We start from the raw sequence: 24,844 nt of genomic DNA, 5'->3' as shown, positions 1-24,844 counted from the left end.
CTGTCGCCGAACGGCAGCAGGATGTCGGCCTCTCGTCGCCGAACCGCAGCCCGACCTCGCCCCCATCTGCCGAACCGCATGTTGAATCGTTCAATTCGCATGTTGGCACGATTCAACATGCGGTTCGGCGACACCAGGCGTGACGAACATGCGGTTCGGCGGCGTATGGCGGGCCAAAAATGCGGTTCGAGGACAGGAGGGCGGATTGAACGGCGACGCCTGGCGGGGCGAGGCAGGGTGAGGGTGCGGTTCGGCCGCTCAGTCAGCCGACCGGGTAGTATCCCGGCCGATGGATCGTCAGCCCGGCCGACCGCCGCTTCACGACACCGCAGCCGAGACGGCCGCCGTCGCCATCCGAGGGCTGGCACGGCGGGCGGACGCCCTCGACATCGCCCTGCACACGATCGAGGTGAGCGTCGGCGGCGAGATCGTCGCGAGTGCCGCGTGCGCGCCGCGCGGTCCGCACGTGCCGCAGCGCATGTACTCGGTGTCGAAGACGGTGACCGGCCTGGCCGTCGGACTCCTCGCCGCGGAGGGAGCGCTGCACCTCGACGACCCGATCATCCGGCACTTCCCGGAGATGGCGCCCGTGCACCCGTGGCTCGAGGCCACGACGATCCGGCACCTGCTCGCCATGCGCGGCCCGCACCGGGCCACGACATTCGAGCTGACCGCGGGCGACTGGCTCGAGTCGTACTTCGGAGTGCCGCCGACGCACCCGCCGGGGACACTGTTCACCTACGACACGTCCGGCTCCTACGTCCTGGCAGCGCTCGTGGAACGCCTCGCGGGCATCCCGCTGCCGGACTACCTGCGGCCGCGCCTGCTCGACCCGATCGGCGTCGACCCCGGACTGCGGTTCCTCACGGGACCGGAGGGAATCGCCCACGGCGGCTCGGGCCTGATCTGCACCCCGCGCGACCTGCTACGCCTCGCGCACCTCCTGCTCGACGACGGCACGCCTGGCGGCGGACCCGGCGGCGGCACGACCGACGGCGCGCCCGGCGACGGCACTCCCGGCGGCGGCACTCCCGGCGGCAGCGGACCCGACGGCAGCGGACCCGGTCGCAGCTCCCTGATCCCTGCGGCATATCTGCGCGACGCCACCCGCCGGCAAGCCGACACGTCCCAGTTGACCTGGGGCGAGACCCTACGGACCGGCTACGGATACCAGCTGTGGCTCCCGGCACGCGGCGGCTGGCTGATGTTCGGGCTCGGCGGGCAGATCGTGTACGGCGACCCCGCCCGGCACCTCGCCGTCGTCGTCACCGCCGATGCCCAGGCCTGCGGAAGCGGCGACCAGCGCCTGCTCGACGAGGTCATGGACGCCCTGGTCGCCCCACTCACCGCCGTGATCGACGCGGGTCGGACGCCCGGCTCGCCACACACGGTCGCCCTCGACTGGCCGGCACCGCGCCATGATGCCTCGACCCTGCCGGACGTGGGCGGGACCTTCAAGAACGTCGCGGACGGTCCCGGACCGGCCGAACTCCTCCTGTCGCTGCACGACGACGGCGGTCGTCTTCGCGCCATGCGGCATCGCGGAGACGGCTGGGACATCGAGTTCCGCTTCGACCAGCCCGTCCGGACCCGGATCGCCGGACGGCCCGCCGTCGTCACCGCGGGCCACTCAGGGCCAGGGACACTGGACGTTCGCTGCGCGCTGCACGGGGACGACCTGACCACCTGGCGGCTACGCCTCGTGCGGGCGGCGGGCGGCTCTCTCGCGGTCCAGTCCCAGGCTTTCGGCGAATCGGTCGCCCCGTCCTGGACGTTCCACGCCACCTACCTGATCGCGAACCACTCGGGCGGGTCTTGAACAGAAGCCCCTCACCACACTCCCAGGACACCAAGGCCCGCTGAGTTGCGTTCAGCAGGGCCGGAGACCCACTTTGCCGGCTCCATGAGGTCCTTCCGGCCCTGCTGAACCGAAGTCAGCTCGGGGTCCGTGGCGGCACCCGGCAGGCCTGTCCGATCCGGATCTCGCCCGGGCTCTGCTCAGCCATTGCTCCCGTGGCGGGCCCGGCGCTCCTCCTCGGCGACCCGCCGCGTGGCGGCGCCGCGCAGAGCGCCGGACAGTGCACCCGACAGAGCGCCCCCGAGGGCCGCGCCGACCGCGTAGCGCAGGAGGTCTGGAGCCCAGAAAGTGGTTCCGAGGACGAGCCGGGCCAGGGGAAACCTCTCTGCGACGGCGACCGGTATCCCCGTGAGTTGGAAGAACTCGATCGTGAGACAGATCGTGAACCCGATGACGGCCGCCACCGCCGGAGACGTGCGTGGCCGCACCAGGATGACCAGCAGCACGACGAGCGTCGCGTACAGCGCGTCGCCGACCGGTCCGCCCACGGCGCCCGGCAGGACGGCCCGGGCACCGAGCCCGGCGAGGACGACGGCAACCGCGAGCACGACCGTCATCGCGCGGGGCACGGTGGCGGTCACTCGTCGGACTCGGTCTTGGTCGCTTCCGGGGTGTCGCCGGTCAGCGCCGCGATCGACGCGGCCACGCAAGAAGCTGCTGCCGCGTGGTGACGGATCGCGTGGCGTGAGGTCATGCGCATACCCAGGACCGTCTCCGGGTGTCATGCTCGCACGTAGGTGACGTGCCGAAAACGGACGCCCGACGCCGACGTCGTCCAGTCCCGGGTCGAGGCCGGCCGCCAGGCCGCCGGGTCGATGACGGGTGCGAACGTGTCGCCCTCCACCTGGAGGTCCACCTCGGTGATCTCCAGCCGCTCCGCCGTCTCCATCGCCTCGGCGTAGACGCGTGAGCCGCCCATCACCCAGATCTCGTCGCCCCCGGGAGCGTCCGCCGCGAGCGCCAGGGCCTCGTCGAGCGAACCGGCCACCTCCACCTTCGTGGTCGGGGTGGTCGATCCTTCGCCGTGGGTGGGGACGGCGGCCATGCCGATCACCGCGCCGAGGCTGCTGATCACTACGTTGGTGCGGCGCGGCAGCGGCCGTTTGGGGAGGGATTCCCAGGTGAGGCGGCCCATCACCACGGGGTGTCCGGACGTGGTCGCCTTGAAGTGCGCGAAGTCCTCCGGGAGGTGCCACGGGATCGCGCCCGCCGCGCCGATGACCGGCCTTCCGGCGGCGTCGCGGGCTTGCGCCCAGATCAGGCAGATCGTCGCCATCGTCACACCGCCACCGGGGCCTTGATGCCCGGGTGGGACGCGTAGCCGAGGACTTCGACGTCCGCGTACTCGTAGTCGGCGATCGAGTCGCGGGGCGCGAGGCGGAGCGTCGGGTAAGGGTAGGGATCGCGCGTGAGCTGCGTGGTGACCTGTTCGAGATGATTGTCGTAGATGTGGCAGTCGCCGCCGGTCCACACGAAGTCGCCGGCCCGGAGCCCCGTCTGCGCCGCGACCATGTGCGTGAGCAGTGCGTACGACGCGATGTTGAAGGGCACGCCGAGGAACAGGTCGGCCGATCGCTGGTAGAGCTGGCAGCTGAGCTTTCCGTCGGCGACGTAGAACTGGAACATGGCGTGGCAGGGCGGCAGGGCCATGTCCTCGACCTCGGCCGGGTTCCAGGCGGTGACGATGTGGCGGCGCGAGTCCGGGTTGGTGCGGATCTGGTCGATCACGCGGGCGATCTGGTCGATCTGCTCGCCCGACGGCGTGGGCCACGACCGCCACTGCACGCCGTAGACGGGCCCGAGGTCGCCGTTCTCGTCGGCCCACTCGTCCCAGATGGTGACGCCGTGCTCCTGCAGCCACCGCACGTTGGACTCGCCGCGGAGGAACCACAGCAGTTCATACACGATGGACTTGAGGTGCACCTTCTTGGTGGTGATCAACGGGAACCCCTGGGAGAGGTCGAACCGGATCTGCCGCCCGAAGACGCTGCGCGTCCCGGTTCCCGTGCGATCGCTCTTGTGCGTGCCGGTGGCGAGCACGTCGCGCAGGAGGTCCTCGTACGGGGTGGGGATCGTGCTCACGTCGCCAACCTTGTCCTAACACGGGCGACGCCGCAAACCCGCCGCTACGCCGCCTTTGTCGCAGGCCAAGGGCGCGCTACGACACGGGATGGAACGTCCGCTGGCGGCGCGCCTCGTACAGCATCACCGACGCGGCGTTGGCGGCGTTCAGGGAGCTGGCGGCCCCTGCCATCGGGATGCTCACCGTCACGTCCGCGAGCTCACGCCAGGTGTTCGACAGGCCGTTCGTCTCGTTGCCGACCAGCAGGAGCACGGGCTGCGTCAGGTCGAACCCGGACACGTCCGCGTCCCCGTGCTCGTCGGTCGCGGCCACGACCACCGGTACGCCCGCCGAGCGCCGCGCCTCCACCCACGCGGCCACGTCGCGGGGCGACGCCGCCCGGACCACCGGCATCGCGAAGAAGGATCCGGTCGAGGCCCGGACCGACTTGGGGTCGTACGCGTCGGCGGCGTGGCCGGTCGTGATGACGCCGTGGGCGCCGAACGCGTCGGCCGAGCGGATGATCGCGCCGATGTTCCCGGGCTGGGTCGGCCGGTCGAACACGACGCCGAGGAAGTCGTCCCGGACGGGGATGCGGTGCAGATCGTCGGGCCGCATCGCCACCACGGCGAGGATCTCGACGGCGCCGTCGCCCTTCTCGCTCAGTTCGGCGAGCAGCTCCGGGGACATCGCCGTCTGCTGCGCCGTCCGAACGGTCCGGAGCAGGTCCCGCGCCCATGACGAGAGGGACCGTTCGCCGTCGTACAGGAGGGCGCGGATCTCCCAGCCGAACTCGACGGCCATCGAGATGGGCCGGACGCCCTGGACGATGAACTCGCCCGCCCGGTGCCGCTTGGTGCGGTTGGTCAGCAGCGTCCGCAGCACCTGGAACCGGGCGTTGCGTGAGGTGATCCGAGTGACAGCCACGGGATCATTCTCGCCGGTCGGGAGAGTGGGCGGCCGGTGCCCTCACCTCGCGGGACCGGCGCCCCGCGCCTGCAGCTCCTTGAGGCGCCTGCCGCGGAGCCGGAACCAGGCGATCAGACCCGTCAGCGCGAGGGCCAGGATCCCGCCGGTCAGCGCGCCGGCCAGCGATGCCCCACGGAACGCCGGCGCGTCCACGTCCATGATGCGTTCGCCCGCGTGCGCGGCGTTCGACGACCCCAGCACCACCGCCATCGTCAGGAGGTTCGGGGCAGCGCACAGGATCGCGAGCACGACCAGCCCGGTCCGGACCGGCGCCGACCGCGGACCCGGCCACGCGGCCAGGAGCAGGAGGACGACGGGCCCGGCCGTGAAGACCAGGCCGATCAGGAAGCCCCACCACGCCCCCGCCGCGAACGAACCGTCCACGGCGTCGCCGATCGTCTGCGCCCACCAGCGCGGCAGGAACGCGGCGAGGAACTGGTACACCAGCCACACCACGACGACCAGTGCGACCGCCACGATCACCCGTTTGATCCAGCCCCGCCAGTCCAGCCAGACGTTGTCGGACGACGACGCACCGGCAGGTCCGTCGGCCCCGACGCCGGCACCCTCCTTGCCCTCCGCGGCTCCCGGAGCCGCATTCCCATCGCTCATAGAAGTGATCATCGACCGGGAACGCCCGGGCCGCACGCCGCGTTGCACGGGGGGCGAATCGCGCTGACGTCAGGAGGTTCGCCGCCTGCCGGACGTCCGCCCTGCCTGCCGCACGAAGGGCCCGGCGGGCGAGACCGACGACATGTCCCCGCGATGTCAGACTCAGATGGAAGGATCAGACCCATGAGCGAGACGATCGGCCAGACCACCGATGCCCCTGTGACGCCGTCCCCCACCGATGCCCTGTGGGTGGAGCGGAACGGTGTACGCACATACACCGGCTTCTCGGCGCGTGGCGCCCGCGTCGAGGTCGGCCCGGCGGGGGCCGGTGCCGTCTTCACTCCGGGCGAGCTGCTGAAGATCGCCCTGGCGGCGTGCGCCGGGATGAGCAGCGACCGCGCGTTCGCGCGCCGGCTCGGGGACGACTACGCGGCGACCATCCGCGTGGAGGACCCGAAGGACATGGCGGAGGACCGCTACCCGGTCCTCACGGAGAAGTTCGAGGTGGACCTCGGCGAACTCGACGACGCCGACCGCGAGAAGCTCCTCACCATCGCCCAGCGCGCCATCGACAAGGCCTGCACGGTGGGCCGCACGCTCAGGGCCGGCGCGGAGGTGCCGCCCGCCCAGTTCAACCAGCCCGGGCAGCAGGGCGGCTGAGCCCGCCCCACCCGGACCGCACGTCCCCGACACCTGCCGAGAGGACCTCATGGCCAAGGACGAGCAGCAGATGGACCACACCCGCCCCCCGGAGGCCGGCGGCCCCGGCGACGAGGTGCTCAAGCCGGACAACTCCATCGAGGTCACGCCCGCGGACTGGGTGAACTACAAGCCCAGCAGCCCGCTCGATCATCTGATCGACAAGGCCGTGACGGTCCCGTCCGCGGCGATCCGCCGGCACGTGGACAAGATCCGTGCCCGGAACCCGCACGCCTCCCCGGCGGAGGTGATCACCCTCCTGGAGAAGGAGTACCTGCGGGTCATCGAGACCACGGGCAGCGCGGTGGGCGCCGCGGCCGCGATCCCCGCCGTCGGCACCGCGACGAGCGCCGCGCTGTCCACGAGTGACGTGGCCACGTTCTTCGCGTCCTCGGCCGCCTTCTCCCTGGCCGTCGCGGACGTGCACGGCATCGCCACCGAGGACGTGCCGCGCCGGCGCGCCCTCCTGCTGGCGACCGTGCTGGGGGACAAGGGCGCGCAGGACGTGGAGAACGCGGTCGGCGGCTCGGGCGTGGCCTGGGGCAAGGTGCTGCTCACGAGCATGCCCCGCACCACGCTGGCGCGGGTCAACAAGGCCCTCACCCACAAGTTCGTGCAGAAGCAGCTGGCCAAGCAGGGCAGCCTCCTCGTCGGCCGCATCCTGCCCTTCGGGGTCGGCGCGGTGGTCGGCTGGTTCGGGGCGCGCGCCCTCGGTCACACCGTGATCTCCCAGTCCCGGATCGCGTTCGGCCCGCCGCCGGACCACTTCCCGCGCGTGATCGAGAGCCCGCCCGCCAAGAAGCCCGCCAGGGAGACCGGCGCCGGACGCCTCGGCGGCACGAGGCGCTTCGGCGGCACGACGCGCTTCAGCGGCCTGCGCGGCAGGCAACGCCGCGAGCTGGAGCAGCCACCGGAGTCCTGACGCGCCGAGCTCTCCCTCCGTGCGCCGCCCCCGGCGCCCCGCCGGCTACTCCCCGGCCAGCGCCTCAGCGGCCGCCAGCAGCACGCACGTGGCCACGCCCTCCATCGCCGCCGTCACCTCAGCGAGGGGCGGCATGGACGGCGCGAGCCGGATGTTCTTGTCCTCCGGGTCCTTCCCGTACGGGAAGGTGGCCCCGGCCGGCGTCAGCGCGATCCCGGCGTCCTTCGCGAGGGCCACGACGCGCGCGGCCGTTCCCGGCAGCACGTCGAGTGACACGAAGTACCCGCCCCGCGGGTCGGTCCACTCCCCCACCCCGTACTCGCCGAGCCGGTCGGCGAGTATCGCGGTGACGGCCTCGAACTTGGGCGCGAGGATCTCGCGGTGCTTGCGCATGTGCTCCCGCACGCCGTCCGCGGACCCGAAGAACAGGGCGTGCCGCAGGTGGTTGACCTTGTCCGGCCCGATGGACGCCTTCGCGAGATGCTTCTTGTACCAGGCGACGTTCGCCGGCGACGACGCGAGGAACGCGACACCGGCGCCCGCCCAGGTGATCTTCGACGTCGAGGCGTACATGATGACGCGGTCCGGGTTACCGGCCGCCGCGGCGAACTGGAGGATGGGGGCGGTCCGCGTCTCGGTGTCGGTCAGGTGGTGCAGCGCGTAGGCGTTGTCCCAGAGGATGCGGAAGTCGGGCGCGGCGGCCGGCATCTCGGCCAGGGCCCGCGCCACGTCGTCGGACACCACGGAGCCGTCCGGGTTCGCGTAGGTCGGCACCACCCACATGCCCTTGATCGTGGGGTCGTCGGCGACGAGCTCCGCCACCGCCGCGGCGTCGGGCCCGGACTCGGTCATCGGGACCGTGATCATCTCGATCCCGAGCTCCTCGCACACGGCGAAGTGGCGGTCGTACCCGGGCACCGCGCAGATCCAGCGCACGGTCTCCTCGCGCGACCAGGGTGCCGGCGACTCCGGGAACCCGAACAGCATCGCCCGGACGACGGTGTCGTACATCATCGTCAGCGACGCGTTGCCCCCGGCCAGCAGCTGTTCCACCGGGACGTCCAGCAGCTCCGCGAACATCGCGCGCAGCTCGGGCAGCCCGTCGAGACCGCCGTAGTTGCGCACGTCCGTACCGGACTCGGAACGCGAGCGGTCCCCCGGCAGGGCCAGCATCGGGTTCGCCAGGTCCAGTTGCTCGGCGGAGGGCTTGCCGCGGGTGAGGTCGAGCTTCAGGCCCTTGGCCTGGAGCGCCGCGTAGGCCTCACGCAGCTCGGGAAGGGCCGCGGTGAGCGCGGCGGCGTTCGGGGACGACGTCGTAGTGGTCACCTCAGGAACCCTACGCGCGGAACCCCGGAAACGACATCACGATCTCGCCGCCCGGATCGGTCCTCGGTCCCGGCAGCACTCCCGGCCGCTCCGCATCGGACCCGCTCCGGGAGAGTGCCCCGCGCCTCGGCCCTCGCCCTGGCGCTTCATCCTTCGTCCTGGCAGTGGCGGTTGACCACGAGGACGGGGCACGCGCTGTGGTGCAGCACCGCCTGGCTCGTCGACCCGAGGAGCAGGCCACGGAAGCCGCCGCGGCCCCGTGAACCCACCACGATCAGGTCCGCCGCGGTGGAGAACTCGGTGAGGAGCTCCGCGCCCGAACCGTCGAGCACGATCCGCCGGATCCGCATCCCGGGGTGCAGCGCCTCGTGCTTGTCGACGATCGCGTCCAGACCCGCGGCGACGTCGGCGAGGACCTGCTCGTGGTCGATGTTCGACGGCAGCCACGCCAGCAGCCCCGCCCCGGACCCCACCGGTACGCCGGCCACGGCAGAGAGCTCGGCGTCCCACGCCTGCGCCTGCTCGATCGCCTTCGTGAGGGCAGCCTCGGCCTGTGGTGACCCGTCCACGCCGACGACGATCCGGCGCACCTCGGGCCGACCACCCGGCCCCACCGCCTCGGCGGGCAGGACATCGTCGTGCCCGACGGCGGTCCGGGGTTCGCCGGCGGTCGCGTCCGCGGCCTCGTCGGGGACCCCGCGGTGCCACATGTCACGCTTCGCCGAGCTCAGCGGCACCACGACCACCGGGCAGTGGGCGTGCGCCGGCAGCGCCGACGACACCGTGCCGAGCAGCCGCTCCGTGAACCCGCCGCGCCCGCGCGTGCCCACCACGGCCAGGCCGTGGTCGGCGGAGAGCTCCACGAGCACACCCGCCGCATCGCCCGTGGCCACCGATGTCGTGACCCGTGCTCCCGCCGCGACGGCACGCTCCTCGGCCTCGTGGAGGACCGCCTTGGCGCCCTCGGCCATCGAGGTGTCGTCGAACGCGGCGTAACCGCCGTCGAGCGAGGCGGCGGTGAACGAGGGAAGCGTGTAGCTGCTCACGAGATGCAGCGACCAGCCGACCCTGTCGGCCCAGGCCACCGCCCAGTCGAGCGCGTGCGTGCTGGCGGCGGACCCGTCGACCCCCACCAGTACGACATCGGGTTGAGACATCTGCGTCCTCCTCGTCGGAGCGTGTACCGCGCGCTCCCACGCTATCGCAGACGCACGAGAGCCGAGCCGGGACGCGGGTCCTGGCTCGGCTCTCGTCGGGAGTGTGGACGGATCAGTACCGGATGAAGGTCGGGTTGCTCATCCAGATGGTCCGGAACTGCACGGTGTCACCCGGCTTCGGGGCGTCGATCATGGTGTTGCCGCCCGCGTAGATGCCGATGTGGCCGGGGGCGTAGACCAGGTCGCCCGCCACGGCCGCGGATGCCGACACGATCGTGCCGCCGGCGGCCTGGGCCGACGACGAGCGCGGCAGCGAGATGCCCACCTGCGCGTAGACGTACGAGGTGAAACCGGAGCAGTCGAACCCGCTGGGGCTGGAGCCGCCGGACACGTAGGGCGTGCCGACGTAGCGCGACGCGATCGAGATGATCTCGGAGCCGTTGGCGGAGGCCGGTGCGGCCGTGGTCGCCGTGGTCGTGGTCGCGGTGGCGGTGGTCTCGGCCGCGGCCGCTTCCGCCGCGGCGGCAGCGGCTGCTTCCTCCTCGGCCGCCGCCTCGGCGGCGAGCTGCGCCTGGTACTCCTCGTTCTCCGAGGCCGGGGTCACGGAGACGACGCCGGCCTCGGCGGCGATCTTGGCGTCGCGGGCGACGGTGACCACCGGGGCGGCGTCGACGACCTGGTGGGCCTCGTTGGTGAGGGCGCCCAGGTCGAGGTTGCCGAGCTTGCTGAGGTCGGTCTTCACGGTCTCGCCGGGTGCGGCCTGCGCCGCGGCCGCACCGAAGGTCGAGACGAGGATCCCGCCGGCGGCGGCCGCGACGGCGGTCCGGCGTCCGAGCTGGGAGTTCTGCACGAGATCGGTGAGCGGAGTCACTGGTCGGCGCGCGGCTCGGTGGCGCCCTGCGGCAGTACGTGCGGTCACGAGTATCTCCAGATGCCTACGAGGTCAGCTGTCGGGTTCGGGTAGGAGAGCACACCCGGCGACGCGTGACGAGGTCAGCGCCGCTTTACCCCAAGGACGCACCCTGGCGCCCGGGAATGGGTCCCCCGCCCCTGTCATACGGTTCGTGGGCTTCCCCGGCCGGTGACAGGGTTCGGCGTCCGTCCGGAGGCCCGTCGGCGTTGAGCCGTCGAGCGTGCTGAACGTACCGCAGGGCCGGCCGCCATGTCACGTTATGGCAACGGAAATAGCCCTCACCGGACACTATCGGGACAGATCTTGCATAACCGTGACGTCGTCATCCCGTTCAGAGCCGCTCCACCACGTGGTCCACGCACGCGGTGAGCGCGGCGACGTCGTCGGGCTCGACGGCGGGGTACATCCCGACGCGCAACTGGTTGCGCCCCAGCTTGCGGTAGGCGAACACGTCCTGGATCCCGTTCTCCCGCAGGATCGCGATGACCCGGTCGGCGTCGATGCCGTCGTCCAGGTCGACCGTGCCCACCACGGTGGACCGTTCCTCCGGCCGCCCCACGAAGGGTGCGGCCCAGTCGCGCGCCCGCGCCCACTCGTAGAGGTGCTGGGCCGACGTCGCACAGCGCTTCACCGCCCAGTCCAGCCCGCCGTTCCCGAGCATCCAGTCGAGCTGGTCGGCCAGCATGACCAGGGTCGCGACGGCCGGCGTGTTCAGCGTCTGGTCCTTGCGGGAGTTCTCGACCGCCGCCGTCAGGGAGAGGAACTCCGGGACCCAGCGCCCGCTGGACTCCACCCGGGCGGCCCGCTCCACGGCCGCGGGTGAGAGAACCGCGAGCCAGAGACCGCCGTCGGACCCGAACACCTTCTGCGGCGCGAAGTAGTACGCGTCGGTCTGCGCCAGGTCGACGGGCAGCGCGCCCGCGCCCGAGGTCGCGTCCGTGAGCAGCAGAGCGCCGTCGTCGGCCCCCGCGACGCGCCGGACCGGCGCCATGGCACCGGTGGACGTCTCGTTCTGCGGGGTGGCGTACGCGTCGACGCCACCGGCGGCGGCGAGGTGGGCGACGGTGCCCGGCTCAGCCTCGATCACCTGCGAGCCCTCCAGGAACGGGGCGCGGGACGTCGCACGGGCGAACTTGCCGCCGAACTCCCCGAACACCGCGTGCTGGGCACGGCGTTCCACCAGGCACAGCGTGGCGACGTCCCAGAACGCCGTGGATCCGCCGTTGCCGAGCACCACCTCGTACCCGTCCGGGGCCCTCAGCAGTTCGGCGACGCCCCGGCGGACGCGGCCCACGAGATCCTTGACCGGCGGCTGACGGTGGGAGGTGCCCATCACCGTGGGCGTGTCGAGGAGGCGGCGGAGCTGCTCCTCGCGCACCTTGGAGGGGCCGGAGCCGAACCGTCCGTCAGCGGGAAGCAGGTCAGCGGGGATCGTCAGGGCCATACCGGAACTGTAGTTCGGGACTCCGACACGACCGCGGAACGTTCCACGTTCACGGATAGGCTTGGCCCGGGGCCGCGCAGAGAACATGGAGTTGACGTGACCGACCTGATCGACACCACCGAGATGTACCTCAAGACGATCTACGAGCTCGACGAGGAGGGCATCACGCCGCTGCGCGCCCGTATCGCCGAACGGCTGGGCCACTCCGGTCCCACGGTGTCGCAGACGGTCGCGCGCATGGAGCGGGACGGGCTCGTGGTCGTGACCGGCGATCGCCACCTCGAGCTCACCGAGTCCGGGCACGACAAGGCGCGACGCGTGATGCGCAAGCACCGCCTGGCCGAGCGTCTGCTCACCGACGTCATCAAGCTCGACTGGGAGCACGTGCACGTCGAGGCGTGCCGGTGGGAGCACGTGATGAGCGAGCTGGTGGAGGAGCGCCTGATCGGCCTGCTCGACCACCCGCACGTCGACCCGTACGGCAACCCCATCCCCGGCCTGGCCGAGCTCGGCGAGAACTTCTCCGAGCCGCGCTACCTCGAGGGTGTGGCCGCGCTGCCCGCCCTGTTCGAGACCGCGGCGAAGCAGGGCGCGCCCGCGCCGTCGGCGGCGACACTGGCCCGGATCGCCGAGCCGCTGCAGACGGACGTCGAGCTGCTCGCCCGCCTGTCCGAGGCCGGCATCATGCCGGGCGCACGCATCACGATCGCCGTCGACGCCGGCGTCTACACGGTCGGCGCGGAAGGTTCGGAAACCGTGCTCGACCTGCCGGAGGACCTCGCGAAGCACCTGTTCGCAGCCATATAGCAACTGTGATGGGAGTACCGGCGGGAGTGCGGTAGCGTGCCGCACTCCCGCCTTTGCTATGCCGGGGAAGCCCGAACTGACACATCTACCGGACTGATCGCATCACTCTGCGATTTTAACCGTTTGTGGTGAAAGGTTTCGGTAAGATGAGGCATGTTCGCTATTGTCCGTTCGGTCCCGCCTCGGTAACGTTGCGATAACGACCCATCCCCCCAGTAGTCCACGGGTCGAGCAGGGGGTCCTGCGTCGCAGGGCCTGCGTCTGTCTCCCCAGACGGGCGGCCGCTACGAGGAAGCTCCGAGAGGCCAATAACCGAACATGTCATTCACCGACCACCTCGCCTACGGGCTCATCACACCCGTACTGGCGTTCCTGCTGTCGTGCACGGGCTGCGCCGTAGGCCTGTCCTGCACCTCCCGATCCCGGGCCGCCACCGGCGTCGCCCGGGTCGCGTGGCTGAGTCTCGGCGCCGTCGCCATCGGCGGCACCGGCATCTGGGTCATGCACTTCGTCGCGATGCTCGGCTTCGTGCCCGAGGGCGTGACCATCCGCTACGACATCCCGCTCACGCTCCTCAGCGCGGGCGTCGCCATCGTCGTCGTCGGCATCGGGCTCTTCGTGAACCAGATCGGCGGGCAGCGCCTGCCCGGCATGGTGATCGGCGGGTTCCTGACCGGCTCCGGCGTCGCCACCATGCACTACATGGGCATGGCGGCCATGCAGATGAACGCCACGATGGAGTTCAACGGCGTCTTCGTCATCGCGTCGGTGATCATCGCGATCGTCGCGGCCACCGCGGCGCTCTGGTGCACCACGCACATCCGCGGCGCCGTCGCCACGATCATCGCCACCATCGTCATGGGCATCGCTGTGACGGGCATGCATTACACCGGCATGATGGGCGTCCGCCTGTCGGGCGGCACCGACGCGATCCCCGACGGCGTCTCGACGGGCGAGCTGCTCGTGCCGCTCGTCATGGCCGTCTCCGTGGTCACGCTCCTGCTGGTGCTCGTCGTCGGCCTCTGGCCGACGGAGTCCGAGCTCCGCGCACAGGCCGAGTTCGAGGCGCGGCTGAAGGAGAGCCAGGAGCGCGAGAGCACCCGTTCCGCACAGGGCCCCTCCCTGGCTGCGGCGTCAGAAGCGCTCCGGGCCGGCCATGTCGGCCTCACCGGCGCATCGTCCGGATTCGGGGAAACCGCCGGCTCGCAGCCGCCCCCCGGACAGGCCGACTCCGGGAAGCTGCGCCCCCGCTCGATGCAGTTCCGCTGATCCGGGGTCGGTCGCCACCGGACAGCCAGGATCGCGGCTTGACATTTCACCCCAGAACGCTCAAGGCTACGAGCGCCGCGACGTGAAGAGGTCACCCCCATGGCACGACGCCCGAACACCCAGAATCCGGTGCGCGCCACCCGCCCGCCGGGTACCACCCGGGCACTCGCCCCGGTGATCGCCCTGGCGGCGATGCTGACGTTGTCAGCCTGCTCCGTGACGTTCAACCCGGGTCCGGGTGAAGCCGCCTTCGAGTCCGGAGGATGGCAGATCGGCGAGGCGGCCGAGCCGGTCAGGAACACGGTCGCCTCCGGCACCGACACCGGGTCCGAGTCCGGCTCCGGGACGGGCCCCGAGTCCGGTACGGAGCACGAAACCGGTGCGGAGAACGAGGCCGACCCGGAGAACCGGACCGGAGACGGGCCGTCGGTGGTCGACGCCGTCGAGTCCGGCACGATCGAGGTGCGGCCGGCGCCGGAGAAGGACTCACCGGACGCCGAGGACGGGAACGGCCGAGCGCCGTCGGACACCGATGCGGCCGCCGAGGGCGGTTCGCCCGGAGGCGACGCCGGCAGCGGCGCGGACCCGGGTGCCGGCACCGGGAGCGACGGCGGCGCGGTCGCGGAGCCCGGCCTCAGCGACTCGGAGCGGTACGCCAGAGCGCTGGAGGCGGAGGTCAACGAGCGCCGGGAGGCGAACGGCCTCGCCGCGCTGGTGCACGACGACTGCGCCTACGCCGAAGCGCTCGAACGCGCGGAGGCACTGCGCGGGATGGAACTGGCGCACGCGCCTCTCGAACCGATCTTCGACCGCTGCCCCACCTCCACCGTCGGGGAGAACCTCGCCCGCGGCGGCTGGAGCCCGGCGGAGGCCGCGGACGGCTGGATGAACTCCGAGGGGCATCGCGCGAACATCCTCAACGCGGGCTTCACCCGGGGGGCCATCGCCTGCATCAGCGAGGACACGTCCTACGGTGCGCAGATGACCTGCGCCCACGTCTTCCTGGGCTGAGGAGTTCCGCGTCGGCACGAGGCGCCGAGTCCGTGTCCTGGTGCGCACCAGGACGCGGGCTCGGCGCCTCGTCCGTGCCGGGTCGGCGTTTCCGCGGGGCGTGGGCCCGGCGGACGTCGCCGGGGTCCACCGTTCCGGACGTGCGCGGCCCGGCGGACGTCGCCCGCAGGTCCCGTCAGATCCCGAGGGCCGCGCCGATCGGACCCTGCAGGAAGTAGACCAGGAACAGGGCCGCCGTCACCCACAGGAGCGGGTGGACCTGCCTCGCCTTGCCGACCGCCAGCTTGATGATCACGTAGGTGACGAGGGCGGCGCCGATGCCCGCCGTGATCGAGTACGCGAACGGCATGAGGATGATCCCGAGGAACGCCGGCACGGCGATCTCGAGGTTCTTCCAGTCGATCCCGGTGATCTGCACGACCATCAGCAGGCCCACGACGACGAGCGCCGGGGTGGCCGCCTCGTACGGCACCATCGCGACCACGGGCGAGAAGAACATCGCCAGCAGGAAGCAGAAACCCGTGACGACGGCGGCGAGCCCGGTGCGCGCGCCGTCGCCCACGCCGGACGCGGACTCGATGTAGCTGGTGTTCGAGGACACGGAGCCCGCGCCGCCCGCGGCGGCACCGATCGAGTCGACGATGAGGATCCGCGTGGTGCGGGGCGGGTTGCCCTTCTCGTCGAGCAGCCCGGCCTCGCCGCCGATGGCGACCATGGTGCCCATCGTGTCGAAGAAGTCGGCGATGAGGAGCGTGAAGACCAGCAGCACCACTGCCACGGCGCTCATCTTGGAGAACGAGCCGAGCAGCGAGAACTGGCCGATGAGTGACAGGTCCGGGAGATCGACCCAGGAATCCGGCAGTGCCGGGACGTTCAGCCGCCAGCCGGTGGGCACCGGTTCGCCGTCGGCGTCCTGGGAACCGCCCGCCTGGACGATCGCCTCGATGATCACCGCGAGCACGGTGCTCGACACGATCCCGATGAGGATCGCACCCCGGACCTTGCGCACCATCAGCACGATCGTCAGGAGCAGCCCGACGACGAACACCAGCAGCGGCCAGGACGCGAGCGAGCCACCGATGCCCAGCTCGACCGGCGTGGCCAGGGACGCCGGGATGCGCACGAACCCCGCGTCGACGAGGCCGATGAACGCGATGAACAGGCCGATGCCGACGCTGATCGCGATCTTGAGGTCGTGCGGCACCGCGTTGAACACGGCCTGCCGGAACCCGGTGAGCACCAGGACCAGGATGATGAGACCCTCGAGCACCACGATGCCCATGGCGTCGGCCCAGGTCATGCCCGGCAGGGCCGCGACCGAGTAGGCGACGACGGCGTTCAGGCCGAGCCCGGCCGCGAGCGCCATCGGGTAGTTGGCGACGACGCCCATGAGGATGCTCATGACGCCGGCCACGAGCGCCGTGGCCGCGGCGACGGCGGCGAGGTTGGGCTCGGAGCCTCCGCCGAGGAAGTTCCCCTCGAACCCGTTGTCCTGGACGGTCCCGATGATCAGGGGGTTCAGGACGACGATGTAGGCCATCGTGAAGAAGGTGACGAGGCCGCCGCGGATCTCGGTGGCGACGGTCGAGCCTCGTTCGCTGATGCGGAAATACCGGTCGAGCACTCCTGGTGCCGGCGGTGCTTGCGTGGTCGCCATGACGTGTGATCCTCCGTGGTGCGTCGTTCGCGCAGTGCAGCGGGAATCTACGTCAAGAATGTTTCACTGGGGGTTCCTGCGGGGAACAATTCAGGCAAGCTCGGCCATGTCCTCGGTCACATCGTCCGCGCCTGCCTCGAACAGGGGCTTGATCCTGCCGGGAGTCCGAGCGAAGCCGACTGCCGGCACCTTCGCGGCTCGCGCTGCCTGCATGTCGACCGTCGAGTCGCCGACCATGACGGCGCCGTCGGCCGGTGTACCGATGCGCGTGAGTGCGCCGCGCACCATGAACGGGTTCGGCTTCATGAGATCGGGACGGCGGGGCGGCCGGCCGATCACCAGGCCGACGTATCCGGCGAGGTCGGTCCGGTTCAAGAAGGCCTCGATGGCCTCGGGTGCGTTGTTGCTGATGATGACTACCTCTTGCCCGCGCCTGGCGGCGGCCTTCAGCATCTCGCGCACGCCCGGGGTGGGTTCTGCCTTCGCCGCCGCCGCGACCTCGGCCTTGATGCAGGCGTCATCGGTCATGCGGATCGCGACGCGGTCGAGGGTGCCGGCGTGGCGCAGCACCTCGAGATGGTCCTTGCTCTTCTTGAGGGACTGGGGAACCGGCACGGCGGCGTTGAAGAGCCCGCGGCGGGCGGCCTCGGCGGCGGTGGCGGCGACGCTCGGCGGCATGAGCCTGGTGACCGGTCCGTCGAAGTCGAGCAGGATCGCCGACGCGGCCTTCACGATCTTCGATGCTTCAGGCATGCCAGGAAGTGTGTCAGATCAGTCCCGTTCGTGCAGGTTGGCGGCGTGGGACCAGACGTCGGCGCGAGCCGCGAGCACAGTTCGAATATTGGGCGTACGCTATTCGTATGCGCAGGAAGATCATCACTGTCGGCACGTCCGCCGGGATCACCATCTCACCGGCGGACCTCAGGGCGCTCGGCCTTTCGGTCGGCGACACGGTCGAGGTCACGGCGCACGACGGCGCGATCGAGGTGAAGCCCGTCCGCAAGCGTTCCGACCTCTCGTACGACGACGTCATGGCCCGGATGGATCGGGAGTTCACCTGATGACCCTCACCCGGAGCGCGTTCTTCGACCGGATCGCGACGTCGGACCATCTGACCCCCGACTACGCGGACGACGTCCTCGTGCGCATCGCCCACCACTCCTCGGCGATCGAAGGCAACAGCCTCACGGTCTCGGACACGGTCACCCTCCTGGTCGACGAGATCGCCCCCTCCGGCGGGAAGTCGATGCGCGAGCTCTACGAGGTGGCCAACCACCGGGAGGCTCTGGCGTCCGTCGTCGAGCACTCGGCGTCCGGGGAACGCCTCTCCGGGACCTTCATCCGCACGGTGCACGGCGAACTCCTGGATCACATCCGCGACGACCACGGACAGTGGAAGACGACGCAGAACGCGATCCTCGGTTCACGCGTCGAGACCGCCGAACCTGCCGACGTGCCGTGGCTCATGGAACAGTGGGCGGAAAACGCCCAGTGGCAGGCCGAGAACCTCAAGGGCTCGGCGGCGATCGAGGCCATCGCCTCCGCCCACGCCGACTTCGAACGGATCCACCCGTTCGCCGACGGCAACGGCCGCACCGGACGGATGCTCATCATGTGGCAGACCCTCACGGCGTTCGGCCTTCCGCTGATCATCGAGGTCGACCGCCGCGACGAGTACATCGCCGCGCTCGACGACGACGACCGGCCCGCGCTCGCCAGACTGCTCGCCAACTGCTTGCTGGACGAACGGGACCGTGCCAGGAAGTTCGGGGTGGACGTCGAGCGCTCCGAAGCACGGGAGCGGTGACCCGCTGCCACGACCTGGACATGGCGACCGAAGCCCGCGCCTCAAGACCGGAAGCTCCTCGGTGGCGGCCACGCCGGACAGCGCTACCCACCGATGCGCATTCTCGCGCCCGGTGCGCGCTCTTGCCTGCGGATGCAGGGCTCACTCCGCCGCGTGAGACTTGAGCCGATGAGCAGCAATAGTTACCGACGAGAAGCGGTTTTCGTCGTCAGCTCGGGCCGGAGCGGAGCGAGCACCATCGCGGGAATCCTCCGGCGACTCGGATGCCATACCCCCACCCCGGAGGTCAACCGGACATCACGAGTCCCCGAGGATTCAGCAAACCGCGGTGGATGGTCGATCTGCATGAGCAGCACGCCGACGGCATCGGCAGGTGGGCCAACGGCATGCTCCACACGGAGCTCGCGACCCGCAGAGCGCCCCAGGCCTTCATCCGGTACGACAAGCTCCTTCGAACTGGAGCGGCTCGGTCGGCCAGGCCCCCGACACGCTCGGGATCAGGCGTGCGCTACGGTACGACGCCGAGGCGGCGGCCGGCATCGACGCGTTCGTGAACCCGGACCTGCGGCGCGTCTCGGTCGCCTGGGACGATCTCTCGCTCCCGCCCTACCTGCGCGACGTCACCGAGCACACCTGGCACCATCTGTCCGCCCTGGCCACGCCGGAGGCGGACACGCCCGCCACCTATCCGGCGCCGACGCCCTCCGCGCCGACTTCGCCCGCGCCTACGAACAGTTCGACGGCGCCTCTGCCTACCGCCGGGTCCGCAGACTGATCCCGCGGCGCGCGCTGGGCCTGATTCCGCCGCAGCTCCGCAGCTCCGCAGCCACCTCGGCCGCGCTGCTCGTCACCTGATCGCCGACCGCGTCTGACTCCTACACGGGGCTTCTCCTCCCGCCGACGCCCCCGCCTGGGCTCACTCGGTGATCTCGTACCGGCCGCGGACTGACGGCACCGCGAAGTGCGACCCACTCCCGCAGTGTGCATGCTGGCACAGTGAAACGCACCTTCGTCGTCGGATATCCGCGGTCAGGAACTACTCTCGTCCAGTCGATCCTTGGCGGGCATCCCGATATCGCCACGTTTCCCGAGACGCACTTCTTCGAGGGGGTCGTTCTCCGGTGGCGGCCCGGGCGCTGGACCGGGCTCGTTCGGCCCGATGCGTTCCGCATCCGCACCCGGCTCCGGGACGCACGCATCGGATGGCTGCCCGGCCCGGGCGACCTGGCTCGGCCCGGCCTCGGCTCGTGGTCACGCCGGTTCGTTGGGGCGCTCGACACCGCCGCCCGCGATGTCGGTGCCGACGCCTGGGTCGAGAAGACCCCCGGGCACTACGGGTTCGTCCCGGAGATTAGCCAGCATGTCGAGGGCGCGAGGTTCGTCCACGTGGTGCGGTCCGGCCTGGACGCCATAGCTTCCTACCACCGCGCCGTGACGGAGGACCCCGCGGCGTGGGGAGGCCGGAAGTGTTGGTTCGACCTGTCTCCCATGGGCCTGGCGCAGCGATGGGTCGACGCGGTGACCACCACGCTGTCCTACGCGGGCGACGACCGACACCACGTCATCTGGTACGACGACATGGTGAGGGCTCCCGCCGGTGTCGCGCGTGACGCGTTCACCTGGATAGGGCTGGACGCATCCGAAAGGACCGTGCAGGGCGCTCTGCGCGAGCGGACAGCTGTCGCGGCGGATGTCGTACTCGGCTCGGAGACATGGAAGTCGGGCAACACCCGGGAGATCGGCATACGAGAGAGCACTGAGTGGGTGGAACGTGTCCGAGCGGGCATCACCCCGACGATGGGGGCAATGATCGAAGACCTTGACATGCGGGTCTCGCGGCTTCTGGTGGATCTGGTCGCAGCCCGCGTGAACCGCACGGTCGCCGAAGATCAGAGTTCCCAACTGCAGTGAGTTCCAGCGCGCGAACCACATCGCCCGGTGCCAGAATGTGCACATGTATTCGGTTGTCATACCGTGCTACAACGGCGAGAAGACACTCGGACGCCAGCTTGACGCTCTGCTGAACCAAGATTTCAAGGGCGACTTCGAGGTGGTCGTTGCGAACAACAGGTCCACGGATTCTACCCGCGAGATCGTCGAGAAGTACCGGGCGCTGGACCCGAAATTCCGAATGGTCTCGGCAAACGAGGCACAGGGCATCAACCACGCCCGAAATGCCGGCGTCCGGGCTTCGCATGGCGATTTCATCCTGCTCTGCGACGACGACGACATCGTGCTCCCTGGCTGGCTCGGCGCGATGGACGAGGCGCGGCGGCGGGGGCATATGTGTCTGGGTGGCCTGACCGAGCACCGACTGCGCGACGACACCTACTTGTTCGACCAGCCGGGCATCATTCACGTGCCCTGGCCTGAGATCCCACGTCCCATCGGCGCCAACTGCGGCTTTGCACGACAGGTATTCGACCAGATCGGCGGGTTTGACGAGTCGATCGTCGAGGGGCCCGACGACACCGACTTCTTCTGGCGCGCCCACTTCGCCGGGTACCCGTCACACGCCGTGCCAAAGGCACGGATCATCTACTACGTCAAGAGCGACCTGGACCAGCTCCTGCGGCAGGGATTCCGTCGGGGCAGCGGCCGGGTCAAGCTCTACCGCAAGTACCGGAGCAAAGGCATGCCTCGCATGTCCATTCTCAAGTCCGTGCCAAAATTTCTCACCGGGACGGTGCTGGCCGTCTTCGCGCCGAAGCGATCCAGCATGAAGCGGCGGACAGTCCAGTACGTGGGATTCCAGGTTGGCTGTATTGCAGGGAGTTTCCGAGAGCGTGTCTTCTACTTCTAGCGCGGCCCTGTCCGGCGCCACCGACAACCGGCCATGGAACGCGCACGACCTCGTGTTCGTGGGCGGGATGCATCGTAGCGGGACGACCTTGGTTGCTGACTTGATAAGCCGGAATTCGGTTGCTTCAGGGCTATCTGGAACCGGAGTTCCGATGGATGAGGGCGAGCATATTCAGGACGTGTATGTCAGAGCGTGGCATCGCACGGACGATTGGGCGTTCGACTCTCGACTTCACGTCACAGAAAATGACATAACACCTGACGCTGCCATGCGCCTCTGGATGTCGTGGTCACCCTACTGGGATCTGAGCAAGCGACTCCTCGTCGAGAAATCTCCACGGAACCTGACAAAGACCCGCTACCTCCAGGCCTTGTATCCAGGAGCACGCTTCGTCGTCGTCACGCGCCACCCGGTGATTCAAGCTCTCGCCGTGCGGAAGTGGGCGACGGGGCGGACCGGCCGTTGGGGAATCGGGTTTACTCACTTGGTAGAACACTGGCTGCACGCCCACGACCTGTTCATGCAAGACGCAGCCCACATCGAGCACCTCCACGTAATCCGGTACGAACTGCTCATGCGCCACCCGACGGCTGAGCTCGGACGCCTGTCCGCGTTCCTGGGCGTCCCTGGGAAACCCGTAGCGACAGTTCAAGCCAGTCGCAGTTCGGGGTACGAGAGGACGTGGAAGTCCGGAAGGATCGACCTCCTGCGTCAGGTTTCAGAGCACGTGAACCGCTCGCCAGCTTCGCTCTGGGCGACCAAGGGTGAGTTCGCGCGAAAGGTCTCGGACTCACTCCTACTACCTCGGTACCGCGAACTGATCCGCGAGCGCCTGGGTGACCGCATCCGACAGCATGGGTACGACGTCGACCGGCTCGATGACGTGACGCCATGGGATCCAGTACCCAAAGAGAGGATGGCGCCGTAGTGACCGAGTCGTCGTTCGTCGCACCGCGGACCCTTCACGAAATCCGTCAGGCGACACTCGTCAAGCTTGAAGCCGTCGTCGGCACGAACCGGGACGTGGCCCTGCTTCAAGCACCGACCCACCCCAACGTCGGGGATACGCTCATCTGGCTCGGCGAGCTCGCATATTTCAAGACCCTGGGGCTGAGAGTCCGGTACGTGAGTGATTTGTCGTCATACGACCCGGTCGCACTCCGCCGCTGCCTGCCACCCGACGGCGCAATCCTAATTACTGGTGGCGGGAACTTCGGCGACCTCTGGTATGACCACCAGCAAGACCGCGAGCAAGTGGCGCACGATTTCCTGGACCGGCGGATCGTGCAACTCCCACAGTCGGTGTGGTTCGAGTCCCCGGAGCGGGCCGCACGGTCGAACGCTGCGCTCAGGCACCACCTCGACCTGACCGTGCTTGTCCGGGACCGCGCCTCGGGGGCACGGATGGCAGAGCAGCTTGCTGACGTCGCCACGGGATACTGCTGGGACATGGCGCTCGGCTGGGCGCCACCCCGTTTCTCAGCGAGCGCCCGTCCGCGCCAACCGCTCGTCCTGGCGCGTGTCGACACCGAGGCATCGTCCGGACTGGCAGCGGCCGTCGCGGAGGGACGCCTCGGATTCGACGCAGACGTCGTCAGTTGGCGCCATCATGGCCCGCAAGACCTGGCGCGCCGCGCGCTCCGCGCGCTCCCGCTTGCTTCGAACCGGCTCGCGCCTCTGCGAGGGGCGGCTATGCAGCCACACCTGCGACGCACCATCGCGGGGATCCACGCGCTAAACATGCGCCGCGGACTTCGGCTCTTCGCAAACCGGCCATTCGCAGTTGTCGACCGGCTTCACGCGCATGTCCTCGCCGGACTGCTCGGCGTGCCGCACGTCGTCCTCGACAACAGCTACGGAAAGATCGGCGCCGTCCACGACGAGTACACTCACGTGCTCCCGGGTGCACATTTCGCACGCAGCATCGATGAGGCGGCCGCGCTGGCGCAGGCATTGAGCTCACAGGCGAAGAGCGCCGTCTGACTCCCACGCTGCAACGCCGTCGCGACGGCTGAGCGGAAGCATCAAGCGGGTCGCGACCTCAGCAGGGATCGCACTCCGATCACGCCACGCAGGTCGTCTCGAAGTCGGCGCCAGCACAGAGCTTCAAGGCCAAGAGCCGCGAGCATCACAAACACGCCGATCGCGAGGTCGTACAGCGGGTGGGCGGCACTTATCAGCGCCACGGCTCCTGCGGCCATACCCGCCGCCAGAACGTGCGCCACGATCGCCCGCAGGGCGTTGCCGAAGAGGACACCAATGTCGATGCCCGAAGCACGTCCCGCCCACCAGAGCGATAACGGCCAGAGCGCGGTCATTGACACCGCGTACCCGACCGCAACTCCGACCATCCCCCAGAAGCTCCCGACGATCACGGCAACGATCACCAACGGGCGAGTCACGAGCGCAAGTCTTAGCTGGGCGCCGGTTTGGCCGCTCGACATGAATATCCAGTTGGCCACGAAGCTCGCCGCCTGAAAGAGGCCGGCCACGGCCAGAGCAGTGAAGGTGCTCACCGCTGGAAGCCACGCTGGCCCGAGCACGACCTCGATCAGTGGTCCCGCGAGTGCCCCAGCCAGAGCCAGGACTGGGACCACAAGGTGGAGCAGGACAGCCTGGCCCCGCACCAAGAACGCCCGATACCTCGGACCGTCTTCCCGCAGCCGGGACAGCACAGGCAGGGCCACGCGCATCGCAGGGTTGTTCAGCTGCGTGATTGGCAGTTTCATCAATTGGAACACCCGGTTGTACATGCCTGCGGCAGTTGGCCCTAGCCGGGCACCTACCAAGATCGTGTCGATGTTCGAGCTCGCGTACCAGAGGCTCTGTGCCCCCAGTAGATTGGCGCCGTAAACCACAAGGTCCCTCATATGCTCTCCTCGGTGAGGAAGCCTTGGAAACCATCCCCCGACGAGCATCAAGCCGATGTTCACCACCACAGCGACCGTCAGCTGCTGCCCTACGAGTGCCCAGTACGAGGCACCACCGAGCGCCATAGTCACGGCGACGAGCAGGCCGAGTGTCGGGCCGGCTATGTCGATGACGGCGTTCGCCGTGAATCGCAATTCCCGCTGGATGCTCGCCCGGAACTGCGCGCCGATGCCATTGAGCGCGAACGTCACCGCAATCCACCGTGTGATCTCCTCAAGCACAGGCTCCTCATAGAAACCAGCAATCGACGGGGCCGCTAGGAAGACGATTCCAGATAGCAGAATTCCCAAGCCTGTGCTCATCCAGAACAGGTTGTCCCGCTGTCCCTTGGTTAGTGTCGTCGCTTGGACCGCCGCTTTGGAGAGCCCAAGCTCTCTCAGCACCTCGCCGAAACCCGTAATGGCAACGACCATTGCCACGTACCCGAAGGCCGATGGCTCGAGTAGACGAGCGAGAACTACGATCGAACTGGCTTGGACGATCGATCTCGCCAGCTGGCCCGAGATCGCAATGATTCCGCCGCGCGCGGCCTTCCCACCGAGCCCATCGCCCGAACGCACAATCGTGGTCAAATCCACCCCTCGACTATTTTTAAGC

Annotated in this window: 26 protein-coding genes and 1 riboswitch; of the genes, 13 read left to right on the top strand and 13 right to left on the bottom strand. The window is 69.5% G+C overall.

All coding sequences use genetic code 11. The features are described from left to right. Positions 1-289: 289 nt before the first annotated feature. Positions 290-1,819: a serine hydrolase domain-containing protein gene (locus tag EDD34_RS02180; RefSeq protein ID WP_123813115.1), complete on the top strand. Its 1,530-nt coding sequence runs from the start codon at positions 290-292 to the stop codon at positions 1,817-1,819. Between the two features lie 179 nt (positions 1,820-1,998). Here EDD34_RS02180 and EDD34_RS02175 read toward each other — a convergent pair whose 3' ends face one another. The 6 genes from EDD34_RS02175 to EDD34_RS02155 all read right to left on the bottom strand — a co-directional run bounded on the left by EDD34_RS02175 (position 1,999) and on the right by EDD34_RS02155 (position 5,501). Beyond that, positions 1,999-2,439 carry a ribosomal maturation YjgA family protein gene (locus EDD34_RS02175; protein WP_211341471.1) on the bottom strand — a complete coding sequence of 147 codons (441 nt, stop codon included), beginning with the start codon at positions 2,437-2,439 and terminating at the stop codon, positions 1,999-2,001. Then, positions 2,436-2,558 carry a hypothetical protein gene (locus EDD34_RS21355; RefSeq protein ID WP_281277736.1) on the bottom strand — a complete coding sequence of 41 codons (123 nt, stop codon included), beginning with the start codon at positions 2,556-2,558 and terminating at the stop codon, positions 2,436-2,438. The genes EDD34_RS02175 and EDD34_RS21355 overlap by 4 nt, the downstream gene beginning before the upstream one ends. 21 nt (positions 2,559-2,579) lie before the next feature. Further along, complete coding sequence (locus EDD34_RS02170) at positions 2,580-3,134, bottom strand: dihydrofolate reductase (RefSeq protein WP_123813114.1); 555 nt, start codon at positions 3,132-3,134, stop codon at positions 2,580-2,582. Positions 3,135-3,136: 2 nt separating this feature from the next. Beyond that, the gene (locus tag EDD34_RS02165; protein WP_123813113.1) at positions 3,137-3,940 is read right to left on the bottom strand and encodes a thymidylate synthase; all 804 of its coding nucleotides are present in this window, start codon (positions 3,938-3,940) and stop codon (positions 3,137-3,139) included. A gap of 76 nt (positions 3,941-4,016) precedes the next feature. Further along, on the bottom strand, positions 4,017-4,847 hold the full coding sequence (locus EDD34_RS02160) for a TrmH family RNA methyltransferase (RefSeq protein ID WP_123813112.1): 831 nt from the start codon (positions 4,845-4,847) through the stop codon (positions 4,017-4,019). Between the two features lie 42 nt (positions 4,848-4,889). Then, positions 4,890-5,501 (bottom strand): hypothetical protein, encoded by a 612-nt coding sequence (locus tag EDD34_RS02155; protein WP_123813111.1) that lies wholly within the window; start codon positions 5,499-5,501, stop codon positions 4,890-4,892. 183 nt (positions 5,502-5,684) lie between these two features. Here EDD34_RS02155 and EDD34_RS02150 point away from each other — a divergent pair, with 183 nt between their 5' ends. Continuing rightward, on the top strand, positions 5,685-6,161 hold the full coding sequence (locus tag EDD34_RS02150; protein WP_123813110.1) for an OsmC family protein: 477 nt from the start codon (positions 5,685-5,687) through the stop codon (positions 6,159-6,161). Between the two features lie 49 nt (positions 6,162-6,210). Next, complete coding sequence (locus tag EDD34_RS02145; protein ID WP_246012143.1) at positions 6,211-7,122, top strand: hypothetical protein; 912 nt, start codon at positions 6,211-6,213, stop codon at positions 7,120-7,122. A 45-nt stretch (positions 7,123-7,167) separates the two neighbouring features. Here the strand turns inward: EDD34_RS02145 and EDD34_RS02140 are convergent, their stop codons facing one another. The 4 genes from EDD34_RS02140 to serC form a co-directional block, all read right to left on the bottom strand. After that, a complete protein-coding gene (locus EDD34_RS02140; protein WP_123813109.1) occupies positions 7,168-8,448 on the bottom strand; it encodes an aspartate aminotransferase type Ic in 1,281 nt (426 codons plus the stop codon). A gap of 146 nt (positions 8,449-8,594) precedes the next feature. Beyond that, on the bottom strand, positions 8,595-9,605 hold the full coding sequence (locus EDD34_RS02135; RefSeq protein WP_123813108.1) for a universal stress protein: 1,011 nt from the start codon (positions 9,603-9,605) through the stop codon (positions 8,595-8,597). Positions 9,606-9,717: 112 nt separating this feature from the next. Then, positions 9,718-10,524, bottom strand: a complete 807-nt coding sequence (locus EDD34_RS02130) for a C40 family peptidase (RefSeq protein ID WP_170176940.1) — start codon at positions 10,522-10,524, stop codon at positions 9,718-9,720. Continuing rightward, positions 10,524-10,712, bottom strand: a riboswitch (cyclic di-AMP (ydaO/yuaA leader). It overlaps the preceding gene by 1 nt. Before the next feature lie 137 nt (positions 10,713-10,849). Further along, positions 10,850-11,962 (bottom strand): phosphoserine transaminase, encoded by a 1,113-nt coding sequence (gene serC, locus EDD34_RS02125; RefSeq protein WP_123813107.1) that lies wholly within the window; start codon positions 11,960-11,962, stop codon positions 10,850-10,852. A gap of 96 nt (positions 11,963-12,058) precedes the next feature. Between serC and EDD34_RS02120 the strand changes: the two genes are divergently transcribed. The 3 genes from EDD34_RS02120 (at position 12,059) to EDD34_RS02110 (ending at position 15,049) form a co-directional block, all read left to right on the top strand. After that, positions 12,059-12,769 carry an iron-dependent transcriptional repressor DtxR gene (locus EDD34_RS02120; RefSeq protein WP_123813106.1) on the top strand — a complete coding sequence of 237 codons (711 nt, stop codon included), beginning with the start codon at positions 12,059-12,061 and terminating at the stop codon, positions 12,767-12,769. 318 nt (positions 12,770-13,087) lie between these two features. Next, on the top strand, positions 13,088-14,038 hold the full coding sequence (locus EDD34_RS02115) for an MHYT domain-containing protein (RefSeq protein ID WP_123813105.1): 951 nt from the start codon (positions 13,088-13,090) through the stop codon (positions 14,036-14,038). Between the two features lie 99 nt (positions 14,039-14,137). Further along, positions 14,138-15,049 (top strand): CAP domain-containing protein, encoded by a 912-nt coding sequence (locus EDD34_RS02110; protein WP_123813104.1) that lies wholly within the window; start codon positions 14,138-14,140, stop codon positions 15,047-15,049. Positions 15,050-15,224: 175 nt separating this feature from the next. Here the strand turns inward: EDD34_RS02110 and EDD34_RS02105 are convergent, their stop codons facing one another. Together EDD34_RS02105 and EDD34_RS02100 are read right to left on the bottom strand one after the other, a co-directional pair. Next, positions 15,225-16,706, bottom strand: a complete 1,482-nt coding sequence (locus tag EDD34_RS02105; protein WP_123813103.1) for an NCS2 family permease — start codon at positions 16,704-16,706, stop codon at positions 15,225-15,227. A 90-nt stretch (positions 16,707-16,796) separates the two neighbouring features. After that, the gene (locus tag EDD34_RS02100) at positions 16,797-17,459 is read right to left on the bottom strand and encodes an HAD family hydrolase (protein WP_123813102.1); all 663 of its coding nucleotides are present in this window, start codon (positions 17,457-17,459) and stop codon (positions 16,797-16,799) included. A gap of 107 nt (positions 17,460-17,566) precedes the next feature. Between EDD34_RS02100 and EDD34_RS21475 the strand changes: the two genes are divergently transcribed. The 7 genes from EDD34_RS21475 to EDD34_RS02065 all read left to right on the top strand — a co-directional run bounded on the left by EDD34_RS21475 (position 17,567) and on the right by EDD34_RS02065 (position 23,299). Further along, a complete protein-coding gene (locus EDD34_RS21475; RefSeq protein ID WP_211341470.1) occupies positions 17,567-17,767 on the top strand; it encodes an AbrB/MazE/SpoVT family DNA-binding domain-containing protein in 201 nt (66 codons plus the stop codon). Beyond that, a complete protein-coding gene (locus EDD34_RS02090) occupies positions 17,767-18,513 on the top strand; it encodes a Fic family protein (protein WP_123813100.1) in 747 nt (248 codons plus the stop codon). The genes EDD34_RS21475 and EDD34_RS02090 overlap by 1 nt, the downstream gene beginning before the upstream one ends. Positions 18,514-19,063: 550 nt before the next feature. Then, positions 19,064-19,288 carry a hypothetical protein gene (locus EDD34_RS02085; RefSeq protein ID WP_123813099.1) on the top strand — a complete coding sequence of 75 codons (225 nt, stop codon included), beginning with the start codon at positions 19,064-19,066 and terminating at the stop codon, positions 19,286-19,288. A gap of 221 nt (positions 19,289-19,509) precedes the next feature. Continuing rightward, complete coding sequence (locus EDD34_RS02080) at positions 19,510-20,424, top strand: sulfotransferase family protein (protein ID WP_170176939.1); 915 nt, start codon at positions 19,510-19,512, stop codon at positions 20,422-20,424. Positions 20,425-20,467: 43 nt separating this feature from the next. Further along, the gene (locus tag EDD34_RS02075) at positions 20,468-21,316 is read left to right on the top strand and encodes a glycosyltransferase family 2 protein (protein ID WP_123813097.1); all 849 of its coding nucleotides are present in this window, start codon (positions 20,468-20,470) and stop codon (positions 21,314-21,316) included. Beyond that, positions 21,300-22,244 carry a sulfotransferase gene (locus tag EDD34_RS02070; RefSeq protein ID WP_123813096.1) on the top strand — a complete coding sequence of 315 codons (945 nt, stop codon included), beginning with the start codon at positions 21,300-21,302 and terminating at the stop codon, positions 22,242-22,244. Before EDD34_RS02075 ends, EDD34_RS02070 begins: the two co-directional genes overlap by 17 nt. Continuing rightward, on the top strand, positions 22,244-23,299 hold the full coding sequence (locus tag EDD34_RS02065) for a polysaccharide pyruvyl transferase family protein (RefSeq protein ID WP_170176938.1): 1,056 nt from the start codon (positions 22,244-22,246) through the stop codon (positions 23,297-23,299). The genes EDD34_RS02070 and EDD34_RS02065 overlap by 1 nt, the downstream gene beginning before the upstream one ends. A 41-nt stretch (positions 23,300-23,340) precedes the next feature. Here EDD34_RS02065 and EDD34_RS02060 read toward each other — a convergent pair whose 3' ends face one another. Further along, entirely contained in the window at positions 23,341-24,819 is a 1,479-nt protein-coding gene (locus EDD34_RS02060; RefSeq protein WP_170176937.1) for a lipopolysaccharide biosynthesis protein, read from the bottom strand. Positions 24,820-24,844 lie beyond the last annotated feature (25 nt).

Source organism: Myceligenerans xiligouense (assembly GCF_003814695.1).
In the GTDB taxonomy this organism is placed as follows: domain Bacteria; phylum Actinomycetota; class Actinomycetes; order Actinomycetales; family Cellulomonadaceae; genus Myceligenerans; species Myceligenerans xiligouense.
Note: the sequence above shows the minus strand (reverse complement) of the source record. Positions and strands in the feature narration are given on the sequence as shown.